This is a genomic window from Peribacillus sp. (assembly GCF_059453735.1).
This window is the reverse complement of sequence record NZ_JAZVJO010000063.1, coordinates 1-8,370: the sequence shown is the minus strand read 5'-3', so window position 1 is coordinate 8,370 and position 8,370 is coordinate 1. Positions and strand designations below refer to the sequence as shown.

The 8,370-nt window shown below is 37.8% G+C and carries 8 protein-coding genes; 1 reads left to right on the top strand and 7 read right to left on the bottom strand.

Annotated elements, in window-relative coordinates; all coding sequences use genetic code 11:
- The 6 genes from AC52RT_RS02150 to AC52RT_RS02125 all read right to left on the bottom strand — a co-directional run.
- The coding region (locus AC52RT_RS02150) for a beta-galactosidase (protein ID WP_495539219.1) at positions 1–1,571 on the bottom strand (1,571 nt) is incomplete at its 3' end.
- Positions 1,572–2,270, bottom strand: a complete 699-nt coding sequence (locus AC52RT_RS02145) for a DUF624 domain-containing protein (protein ID WP_495539218.1) — start codon at positions 2,268–2,270, stop codon at positions 1,572–1,574.
- A gap of 70 nt (positions 2,271–2,340) precedes the next feature.
- Positions 2,341–3,960 carry an ABC transporter substrate-binding protein gene (locus tag AC52RT_RS02140; protein WP_495539217.1) on the bottom strand — a complete coding sequence of 540 codons (1,620 nt, stop codon included), beginning with the start codon at positions 3,958–3,960 and terminating at the stop codon, positions 2,341–2,343.
- Positions 3,961–3,990: 30 nt separating this feature from the next.
- Positions 3,991–4,860: a carbohydrate ABC transporter permease gene (locus AC52RT_RS02135; RefSeq protein ID WP_495539216.1), complete on the bottom strand. Its 870-nt coding sequence runs from the start codon at positions 4,858–4,860 to the stop codon at positions 3,991–3,993.
- Between the two features lie 12 nt (positions 4,861–4,872).
- Positions 4,873–5,754, bottom strand: a complete 882-nt coding sequence (locus AC52RT_RS02130; RefSeq protein ID WP_495539220.1) for an ABC transporter permease — start codon at positions 5,752–5,754, stop codon at positions 4,873–4,875.
- Between the two features lie 115 nt (positions 5,755–5,869).
- Positions 5,870–7,471, bottom strand: a complete 1,602-nt coding sequence (locus AC52RT_RS02125; protein ID WP_495539215.1) for a glycoside hydrolase family 43 protein — start codon at positions 7,469–7,471, stop codon at positions 5,870–5,872.
- A 249-nt stretch (positions 7,472–7,720) separates the two neighbouring features.
- On the opposite strand from AC52RT_RS02125, the gene AC52RT_RS02120 reads away from it, so the two are divergent.
- On the top strand, positions 7,721–7,930 hold the full coding sequence (locus AC52RT_RS02120; protein WP_340845479.1) for a gamma-type small acid-soluble spore protein: 210 nt from the start codon (positions 7,721–7,723) through the stop codon (positions 7,928–7,930).
- Here the strand turns inward: AC52RT_RS02120 and AC52RT_RS02115 are convergent.
- A complete protein-coding gene (locus tag AC52RT_RS02115) occupies positions 7,927–8,319 on the bottom strand; it encodes an MFS transporter permease (protein ID WP_495539214.1) in 393 nt (130 codons plus the stop codon). The two genes, AC52RT_RS02120 and AC52RT_RS02115, sit on opposite strands and share 4 nt — an antisense overlap.
- Positions 8,320–8,370: the final 51 nt, after the last annotated feature.

The following is an 8,370-nucleotide window of genomic DNA, read 5'->3' as shown; positions in this document are numbered from 1 at the left end:
ATTTCATTTGTGATTTTTGGATCCAGCGTATCCGTTTCATCTATTCGGATGCCAAGAAGATTTTTTAACAAACCAGGCTTATCCTCTAAGATGGCCTGATCATTTTCATCGACAATCCCGCTTAGATACGTCGTAATAAAGCTGCCCCCTCTTTCCACAAATCGTTCAATTTTTTCATGAAGCTGATTCTTCATCATATGTAATAAAGGTGCAAGGATAACATCATATTGATCTAAGTCTTGTTCAATTCTGATTACATCAATTGAAACATTGTGCTTATATAGGGCTTGGTAGTAATGAATCATGGTTTGCTGATAACTAAGATGGCGTGTTGGACCATCGGATAGTTCCACTGCCCACCAGCTATCCCAATCAAATATCAAAGCAACTTTAGCCTTGGTTTTAGCACCAACAAATGAATCCCCTAGTACTGTAAGTTCTTGACCTAACTGTTTTACTTCTTTAAACACACGTGTATCATTTCGCCCGCCATGATTGATAATGGCACCATGATATTTTTCAGATGCTCCCTTTGAATGTCGCATTTGGAAAAATAAAACTGAATCCGAACCATGAGCCACTGCCTGATAACTCCATAATCGCATGACTCCCGGCCGCTTCACTGGATTCACGTCTCTGCAAGCCGTGGTACTTGGTGTTTGTTCCATCAACCAAAATGGTTGTCCTTGCTTCAACCCTCTCATGAGATCATGAGTTAATGCCATCCTAGCTTGTGATTGCATATCCGGCGGATAATTATCCCATGAGATGATATCTAAATGTTTTGCCCATTCAAAATAATCCAGGTGTTTATATAAACCCATCATGTTTGTTGTTACGGGTAGATCAGGCGTTATTTCTTTCAAGTGTTTCTTTTCTCCAAGGAAATTGGCGAGCATGCTATCCGAGTTAAATCGCAGATAATCCAAGCTGATTCCTTGAAAGGCTGTGACATTTTCTCGTCCATAATGCTCACTCAATGCATTCGGGACGACGATTTCATCCCAGTCATAAAAATAATGGGACCAAAAGGTTGTATACCAAGCCTCGTTAAGCTTTTCAATCGTTTTATATTTCGCTTTCAGCCATTGGCGGAATGCCTTGGCGCATTGATCACAATAACAAATTCCACCATATTCATTGTTAATATGCCAGGCAATGATATTGTCAAATTTGCCATATCGCTCCGCCATCTTTTTAGCCATAGCTTGAGAATACTGTTGATAAACCGGACTATTCGGACAAGAATTATGACGCTGGCCGAAAGTATGTTTTCTTCCCTCAAAATCTACTCGCGTCACTTCGGGATACTGTTTTGCCATCCAGGCTGGATGTGCCGCAGTTCCCGTTGCGAGACATACCTTTTTCTTTTCTGCATGAAGGCGTTCCATGATTTCATCCATGATAGAAAAGTCATAGACATCCTCTCCGCTTTGAATAAGAGCCCACGTAAATACCCCAACCGTTACCGTATCAATATGCGCTTCTTCAAAGAGATTCATATCTTCTGACCAAATATCACGCGGCCATTGTTCGGGATTATAATCCCCGCCATACAATATTTTGTCCATTTATACACTCCCTGACTGGGTTGGTATACTTGTTTTTAAAAAATTATTTTCAATATCATTTAACATCTCTTTTGCATTAAACATCAGCAGATAGGCAACAATGCTGGAAATAAATATGATTAAAAAATTTGTTGTCAGTACGGTAAGGGCACCTACTAGGAAGAGAATAAACATACCGCCAATCGTATTTTTAAATTTATTAAAACTATAATAGACTGCAAGCTTATAGATATCTCGTATTCTAAATTTAAATCGCATATTAATTGCGAGAATATTCATAGTCAACATGGCCCCAATGACCATAAGAAGCAGTATGATATTGGCAAGGAGTTGATTCGATCCCTGTAAATATTGAAAATCAACGAGTAAAATAAAGAACACGCTGAGAATCGGAATCCATAGGAAAAGGGTATCTTTCACATTCTTTTTATATCCTTCAAAAAAATCTTTCGTTGGAGATAACTCTTTCGTTCTAATCAATTTTTCCATTGAATAATATAAAGCACTAATGGCAGGTCCCGTTGGAATCAACGCTAGAAAATATAAGATAATATTTGAAAATGATTGCTGCAAAGTCATAAAGAAAAAGAGAAAGATACTATTCGCTAAGATGAAATAGATATTGGTAAGGAACAGCCAATAGATATAATTTGTAAACGTAAACAATATGCCTTGACCGAATTCTTGTTTTGATTCCATCTGTATTCACCTCTTTTTAAACGTTATGTAAATCAAGCTGCCCCGCCAAAAAGGCAGCTTGATTCATTATTTACTTTTTGCTGTCTTTATACGTTTTGTTGGCTAGTTCTAAATACTGATCTAAGCCTTGTGAATGTAGTTCTTCCACATATTTATCGAATTCACTTAAATCACGATCACCGATAATAAATTGAAGCGTATTTTGGTCGGTGAAATCTTTTAATGGTGTACTAAGCAGCGTCACCCGTTCTTTATCTTCCACTGAATACGGAATAGGTGGTTCTGGCTTTAGAACGGTCTTTGTCTTTTTCATGTCTTCTTGGAATTTAATTTCTTCTTCCGCCATCATGGAATGAAGAAGATCGGTTGTTCCCCCGTAGGCAAACACTCCGCCTGAGAATCCATAATCAATACGTAAATCCTTTGTTCCTGCTGGATTTAATCCATTGTAATTGACATCTTCAGCTAATTTTCTTACTCCATCTGTTTTCGTATAAGTCGTACCTTCCACGCCCCATTTAGAGAATTCTAGACCTTCGTCACTGTAATATAACCAATCAATAAATTGGAGAATTGCCTCGAAGTTCTCACTCTCTTTTGCTTTAGAAGAAATCATGACACCATTCTCTAAACGAGATCCAGACATCAGTTGTCCTGCTGGTCCTCCTGGAACAGTAATTTTAGATACGGCGTATTTCCCTTTACCAATCAATTTGTCCATGTCGGTGCGATGAAGCACAACAGTCTGAGAATTACCATTAATAAAAAATGATTTTCCTGAAACAAATTTCTGCACAGCTTGGTCATCATCTTGCGTAAAGCTTTCTTTATCGAGAAGGCCTTCTGACACTAATTTATTAAAATACGTCAGCATTTCTTTATACTCATCTTTTGTGGAAACATACTCGAATTTATCATCTGATTCGTTATAAATTAAACCGGATCCAAATCCCCAGCCGCCCTTTGTGCCAAAACCAGTTGCTGCGATATTAAGGGTACTATTAAACTGAAACCGATCAGAAAATGGTGTAACATCCGGATAGATTTCTTTTAATTTTTTCATGACTACATATAGTTCTTCCCATGTTGTCGGTGTTTCAAGTTTATTCTTTTCTAGAATATCTGTTCTGACCAGCAAGGTATAATCCGGCCAAACTTCCTCATGCAGACCTGGTAATACATAGAACTTCCCATCTTTCTGACGAAGAGCATCTAATTCTTCTGCCATATTCCACTTTTCCACTTTCTCTTTAAAGTGAGGCATTTTGTCCATATAATCACTAACTGGAAGAATCGCTCCGGAAGATACAAACGGTGCCTCTTCACCTGGGTATGTTTTCGGAATAATTAATGGAGATTTCCCAGAACTAATTAACAAACTTCTCTTTTGCCCATAATCACTCATTGGAATAATAGTAGGTTTCAAGGTAACATTCGTTTTTTCCTTTACTTGATCCCAAAACAACCAATCCTTCTTATATGGATAGGTAGGCTGATCAGAATACATGATTGACAGTTCCATTGGCTCCTCTGCTTTGAATGTATCACCCACTGCATAAGACTTCATAGCCCCTTTTTTCGTTTCTCCACCGGCTTCACTTGAAGACTTCTTGTCGTCTGAACAACCAGCTGCTACCAACATAAATACGATCAGTAAACTAAACACACCGAACCATTTTTTCACTTTCACTTTCTTTCCCCCTTACTACAATTTGTTTTATTACTTAACAGATCCCAGCATGACACCCGATACAAAATACTTTTGTACAAATGGGTATACGACCAAAATAGGTAAAATGGTCAATACCATCGTAACGGATTTAATATTTGCTGATATCTGAGTTAAGCTGTCAGCTGATGTTGCGCCTGCACCAAGCCCTCCAGTAGCACCTGAAATCATATTTCTAAGATAAATAGTGACTGGGAATAATTCTTTTTGATCTAAGTATAAGAAGGCACTAAACCATGAATTCCAGTAAGAAACTGCATAAAAGAGGATCATAGTAGCCATAACCGCCTTACTAAGCGGTAAAATGATTTTCCACAGGATACCATAGGTCCCTAATCCATCAATGGAGGCTGCTTCCTCTAATTCCTCTGGAACATTTTCAAAGAATGATTTCATGATCAGCATATTATAAATACTAATTGCACCAGGAATTACAATGGCCCACATGGTATTGCCAAATCCCAAACTATTAATCAATTCATAGTTAGGAATTAATCCGCCATTAAAAAACATGGTAAAGACGGCAAATAGAGTTAAAAATCTACGCCCTTTCAACCTTCTTTTTGACAAAGCATAAGCGAACATCGTCGTTAAAATCATTGATATCGTCGTTCCAACAATCGTATAGACAACAGTGTTTTTATAATTAATCCAGAACATCTTGTCGCTGATGACTGTTTTATACGTATCAATATTGAACCCTTGAGGATATAAGGTAACCTGCCCTGCATTAATACTCGTCTCATCACTAAACGACTGAGCAATGACATTAATAAAAGGATAAAGCGTACAAAAGATGATTAAGAGTAAAACAATTACATTAAATACTTTAAAAATTTTATATTCTACGGATTCTTTCATCGATATTCCTCCTTACCACAAGCTTCTATCGGTCAATTTTCTTGAAAGCGTATTAGCTGATAAAACGAGAACCAACCCAATGATGGATTCGAATAATCCGATGGCCGTTGCATAGCTAAAATTATTTGCTTCAAGTCCAACACGATATAAGTAGGTTGATATGACATCTGATTTATCGTAGTTAAGAGGATTATAGATTAAGAGAATTTTTTCAAAACCTATGGCCATAAAAGAGCCAATATTTAAAATAAGCAAGGTAATAATCGTCGGTAAGATTCCTGGAATCGTGATATGAATGGTTTGTTTCCAGCGATTTGCACCGTCAATTTTGGCCGCTTCATATAATGACTCATCGATGGTGGTTAAGGCAGCTAAATATAAAATGGCTCCCCATCCGAGTCCCTGCCAGATTTCAGAAGTAATATAAATGGTTCTGAACCACTCTGCTTTTTGCATAAAACCAATGCGTTCTCCTGTGAAAAACTCAACAATGAAGTTAATGGTACCGTTGGATGCTGTTAACTGTAGAATCATTCCCGCAATGATGACAATCGAAAGAAAGTGAGGAAGATACGATGCGGTCTGAACAAATTTCTTGAATTTTTTCGATTTCAATTCATTTAATAATAAGGCGAAGATAATCGGCATAGGGAAACAAAATAACAAGGTCAACCCGCCTAAAGTGAGTGTGTTCGTAAACACTTTCCAAAAGGTCGGATCCTGAATGAAAATCTTAAAGTAATGGAGCCCAACCCATTCTTCTCCAAAAATACTGCCTCCAGGCATAAATCTTCTAAATGCAATCACATTTCCCAACATTGGACCATATTTAAAGATTAACAAATAGATAATGGGCAAGATCAATAGCGAATACAACTGCCAATCTTTCACTATTCGTTTGAATTTTCTAGCCGTTTCCGGTTTGGTTTTTTTCTTGGCCTCAACTACAGGTTCTTGTCTAATCGCCTCCACGTTCTCCTCTGCCTCCTCTTCTCTTTAGTTGAAGCTGTTATTCAATTTCCTCATATTTAAAATAGTCAAAGTCTGCATGAAGTCTTCTTCCTGACGTATCTTGGCAGTGCATACCGACAAACGCTCCTGTGAAAAAACCACCATGAGTAATATAATCATCGGAGAGTTTATAGGATTCAAATGGTTCGGAAAGATTGGTCCATTCCCTTCCATCCAATGAATACATAAACTGGAAGGTCTCTTTTCGCACTTCCACTTTTAAATAAAGCGCTTCCAAATTGTCCGGTAATGGGATTTCTCTTCCTGCTAACGGAAAACTCGATACAACTCGATCACATACCATTAAATCAAGGATTCGTCCTTTTTCTTCATTCCAGGTAACATGAGCGTAGACCCAGTTGTGTGTATTGTAGTAGCAGATTAATCCTGCCATTTGCTGAAAGGATTCTGGATTAAACTCTACCTTCGTTTCAGCATCAAAGTAAAAGCTTTGCCAACGCCGAGCCACATGAGCTTGTGTGAATAATGAGTGCAATGACTCTCTACCGTATAAGCGCAAATATCCAGGTCGTTCTGTCAACGAACCGATTTCTTCATTGAATGGAATTCGCAGTGTTTGAAAATGGTGATTTAAAACAGTTGAATTGAAATCATCTTTCGTATCAAAGTCTTTTTCCCATTTTTCTTCAAGAAGATCTGGACTTTCTACTTCCCATGAAGGTGTGTTTCCACCAACTACATATGGCCAGTTATCCCGCCATTCGAGCGCTTGAATCGCTGTTTCCCTTCCCAGCGGACAATACCCTCTTTCATACATGGGTTTCTCTTTTCTAATCGGCCGTCCAGTTAAGTGGACTAAGTACCACTCGCCATTTTGTGTTTCCACTATCGATGCATGTCCAGCTTTTTGTAATGGGTTTTGAGGATCAGTCCACGTTGTAATGAGTGGATTTTCTGGATGTACCTCATAGGGACCATTCAAGTTTTTTGAACGTGCGATTGTGGCTGCATGCTCATATTTTGTCCCACCTTCGGCCGTTAATAAATAATAATAGCCGTTTATAAAGTACAGATGCGGTGCTTCCGTTAATCCCCAGTTTGTTCCTTTAAAAATGATTTCAGGCTTGCCAATCAACTTCTTCTCCGCATGACTGTATTCTTGCAATACAATTCCATAGAAACGGTGATTATATCCTCTTTGATCCCAAACCATATTCACTAAATACTTTCTTCCGTCTTCATTATGAAACAGTGAAGGATCAAAACCAGAGCTGTTTAGGTAAATCGGTTCGCTCCATTCTCCATCGATTTCATCACACGTGACTAAATAATTATGTCCATCCTTCCAAGTATTCCCATCAACAACCTTGATATCCGAATAAATCAACCAAAATTGTCCATCAGAATAACTCAGACAAGGCGCCCACACACCTCCAGAATCAGGGTTTCCCAGCATATTCAACTGACTAACCCGATTCAGCGGCCTGCTCACCAAATGCCAATTTTTCATATCCCTAGAATGATGAATCTGTACCCCCGGCAACCACTCAAATGTTGAAACAGCTATGTAATAATCCTCCCCCACTCGACAAATACTTGGATCCGAATTAAATCCTTTTAAAATCGGATTCTGAATCAAAAATAATCCCTCCTTCATTTATAAAGCGCTTACATTAAAGGTAAAAAATTTTTATAACAGGTAGAAATACCATACTAGTATGGTAGTTACCTTTATAATAATCAAATATTTACCAATTAGCAACATTTTTTTCAGAAAATTTAAAAAAAGGAAACTGATGACTCAGCTCCCTTCTGCAAGGTAATAATTGCTAGAAGTAGTTTTACACAAATAAGAAATAATAAAACAGAATAAAAAAGGAGTGACAACATGAGAGAAAATGACAAACAAACCGAAGATACCTTCACAGTCGCTGGTACTAATATTGATGCGGTAAAAAGACAAAACGAACGTTCAGGCATGTCATACAAAGAAGTACAAGAATTACTAGCCAGAACCACTGGCGGACATGGAACGGCCATATATAGTGACACCAATATAGAAAAGGTGAAAGAACAGAACCAACAATCAACAGACTAACTGCTGGATACAGCGCTCTTCTTTTTTAGTCTATTCATAAGATAACTGAAGAAGGGTGTCATAAACAGAACACCTAACACCATAATAATAATGCTTGGAATTAAATACTCGGAATCCATGCTAAACAATACTTTATTTCTAAACCATGATTGAAAAGGCAAGCCAAAACCAAGGAGAACAGCAAAGAATACCACCTTAGTCAGCCAGCTCTTCCCTTTCATTTTTTTAATCGAGCTGTTTACAAACACACGCAAAAGAGCTAATCCCAAACCAACGGCAAAGAAAATCGGTAAATACACTTTCACATCTTCATTTACTATAAACGCCCAAGCCATCATTCCGACAGCAATAATAAGCGATACAAGCATAACAATATAAGATTTTTTCACAACAATCACCCTTCACAATTCGAATGACAATCAACACCTTGTTGATTGGTA